Annotated in this window: 1 protein-coding gene; it reads left to right on the forward strand. The window is 70.0% G+C overall.

From position 1 onward, the window contains the following. Positions 1-300 precede the first annotated feature (300 nt). A partial coding sequence (locus ACIBHY_RS54705) for an amino acid adenylation domain-containing protein (RefSeq protein WP_397311089.1) occupies positions 301-3272 on the forward strand: 2972 nt, incomplete at its 3' end.

Raw genomic sequence — 3272 nt, forward strand, 5'->3', positions numbered from 1 at the left:
ACGCCGGAAAAACTCATGCCAATCACCCCGTCCAAAGGCCGCCGTTTGATTAAGAGTGTTAATTCAGGATTAAGCGACTATTAGAAAGAGACTGTTTTCCCTGGTGTCAACACTCCCTTGACTTTGATCGATTACCAGGCACGCTTGATCGGCGGAGACACTCCATGATGCCTGCACCATGCCTTGACAAGCATTGTTGGTCAGGATAGCTTGCGCAAGGGTTCGTTAGCAACATAGCATACCCGCTGAGAAGCCCCAGTTAATTCGTGCGTCGGTCCGAATCCTTCAGGGGGAATTGCCATGGCGGAGGCTTATTCCGCGTTCCGGATCACTGCCGCGGAAGAACGTTCAGACCTGGGAAATATTCTGCGCCTGCACGCGCGTGCCGACTCGCTTCGCCCGGCGGTCGTCCATGCGGATGAGACCCTTTCCTACGGCGAGCTCGAACGCCGCACCGCGGCCCTGGCATGGCGGCTGCGTGAACACCAGGCGGGTCCCGAGCGGGTCGTCGCCGTCCATGCGAAAGACCGGTTGTCCGGCTTGATCGCGATGGTGTCCGTGCTCCGCGCCGGCGCCGTGTACCTGGCCCTGGAGCCGGGTGCGCCCGCCGCACGGCAGAAGCTGGTGCTGGAGGACAGCGGCGCGGTCCTCGTGCTGGGCGATGACGAGAGTTTCGATGAGCCGCCCACGATGCGGATCACCGGTGCGGGCGACGACCACGGCGCCCTGCTCACGCCCGATGCCGCGCACACCGCCTACCTGGTCTACACCTCGGGTACGACCGGCAGGCCCAAACCGGTCGCCGTGCCGTACGGCGCGCTGCACGAGCACCTTTCCGGGTTACGCACGGCTTTCGGCCTGGGCCCCGGCGACCGGGTGCTGCATTTCGCGCCGCCCCACGTCGACGTCGCGATCGAACAGGCGCTGGCTCCGCTGAGCGCGGGCGCGACGCTCGTGCTCACGCCCGGGACGTCCCTCCCTTCCATCCCCGACCTGGTCGGCCTGCTGCATCGTGAGCGGGTCACGGTCGCGAACCTGCCCGCCGGATACCTGAGCGAGCTGGCGGGCACGTTACCCCGGCACCCGCTTCCCGCCGGGCACAGCCTCCGGCTGATGATCTCCGGCAGCGACCGCATGCCCTCCACGGCCGCCCGCGCCTGGCTGCGGCACGCCCCCGGCGTGCGGCTCGTCAACGCCTACGGCCCCACGGAATCCGTGATCACCGCCGCCACCCACGAGGTGACCCAGGCGCACGGCGACATCCCGATCGGCGCCGCCTGCGGCGACCGTGTGCTCCACGTCCTGGACTCCTCGCTCTCCCCGTGCCCCGCGGGCGAGCAGGGCGAGCTCTACATCAGCGGCCCGCTGGCCCACGGCTACCTCGGCAGACCGGTCCCGACGGCACGGCAGTTCGTCCCCGACCCGTACGGCGCCCCCGGCGCCCGCCTGTACCGCACCGGCGACCTGGCCAGGCGCAGGGAGGACGGGCTCCTGGAGTTCGTCGGCAGGATCGACGACCAGCTCAAGATCCGGGGGTTCCGCGTCGAGCCCGCGGAGACGCGGAGAGTCCTGGAAGCCCACCCGGACGTACGGCAGTGCGCCGTGCTGGGCCGGCGGAACGGCGCGGGGGACACCCGCCTGATCGGCTACGTGGTGAGCGAGACCGGCACCGGCGAGCTCATGAGATTCCTGACCGAGCGGCTGCCCCGGCCACTCGTGCCGGCGCACCTGATCCGGATGGACCGGCTGCCGCTGACCGCCGGTGGCACGCTCGACCGCGACGCGCTGCCTGCGGCGGAGCAGAACCCGAGCCGGACGGAGCCACCGCGCACCGCGACGGAAGAACTGCTGGCCGGGCTGTGGCTGGAGACTCTCGGGCGCGATCACATCGGTCGGCATGACAACTTCTTCGCCCTGGGTGGCGACTCGCTCACCGCGCTCCGGATCACCGCGCGCCTGCTGCGGTACTTCGGAAGAGACCTGACGCCGCAGGCCGTGTTCGAGACACCCGTCCTCGCCGACCTGGCGGCCAGGCTCGATGCCGGGCAGAGCGCGAAGCCCGCGGGGGCCGCGCCACGCAACGGCGGGGACGAAGGCCCCCTGTCGCTGGGCCAGCAGGCGCTGTGGCTGTCGGAGCAGTGGAACCCGGAGGCGCCGATCTACAACCTGCCGTGGCTGTTCAGGCTGAGCGGGCCCGTCGACGCCGCGCTGCTGGAACGGGCGCTGAACAGGCTGATCGAACGGCACGAGGCGCTGCGTACCGTGTTTCCCTCCAGGCTCGGCGAGCCCAGGCAGGTGGTGCTGCCCTCGGTTTCGGTCCCGGTCGAGAAAGGCGAGGGCCTCGAGGAGGCCGACGTCCGCGAGCCGTTCGACCTGGACCACGGTCCCCTGATCAGGGCGCGGCTGCTGCGCGCGGTGGACGGGGGACCGGCGCTGCTGGTGGTCGTGCATCACCTCGTCTGGGACGAGTGGTCGCTCGGCCTGTTCGAGACCGAGCTGGGCGAGCTCTACCAGGCGTTGTCGGAGGACCGTGAGCCCCGGCTGCCCGCTCTGACCGCCCGGCCCATCGACTACGCGGCCGACCGGCGGGAGGCCGACCACGAGCAGGGGCTGGCCTACTGGCGCGACCGGCTGGCGGATCTGCCCGCGACCGCCGGTGAGGATCGGAGCCCTGCCGGGGCGGTGGTGCGCTTCGCGTTGCCCCCGCAGCTGGTCGCACGCGTGCGGGCACTGGCCAGGGACGCCGGGGCGACGCCGTTCATGGTGCTGCTCGCCGCCTTCGCCCAGATGGTGCAGCGCCGCACGGGACAGGACGATCTGCTGGTCGCGACCCCGACCGCCGACCGGGACCAGGCCGAATGGGAGGGGCTGATCGGCTACTTCGTCAATCTGGTGCCGCTGCGGATCAAGGTGAGCACGGACTTCCGCGAGCTGCTGAGCCGGGTGCGCGAGGACGTTCTCACCGACCTCGCCCACCGGGACGTGCCCTTCCCGCTCATCGCGGAGCACGTGCCGCGTGCTTCCGGGGTTGCGCTGGCGTTCGAGATGCACCGCCACCGTCCGTGTCCCCTCAGGCTCGGCGAGGCGGAAGGAAGCAGGGAACTGCTGCCGACCGGCGCCGCCAAGTTCGACATGATCTGGCAGATCACCGACGACGGCGAGCGGTTGTTCGGCGTGGTGGAGTTCAGCACGGACCTCTACGACACGGCCGAGGTCGAGACGATGGTGGCCGACTGGGAGAGCGGGCTCACCGGCGCCGTCCAGCCGCTGGC

Source organism: Nonomuraea sp. NPDC050547, assembly GCF_044457345.1.
In the GTDB taxonomy this organism is placed as follows: domain Bacteria; phylum Actinomycetota; class Actinomycetes; order Streptosporangiales; family Streptosporangiaceae; genus Nonomuraea.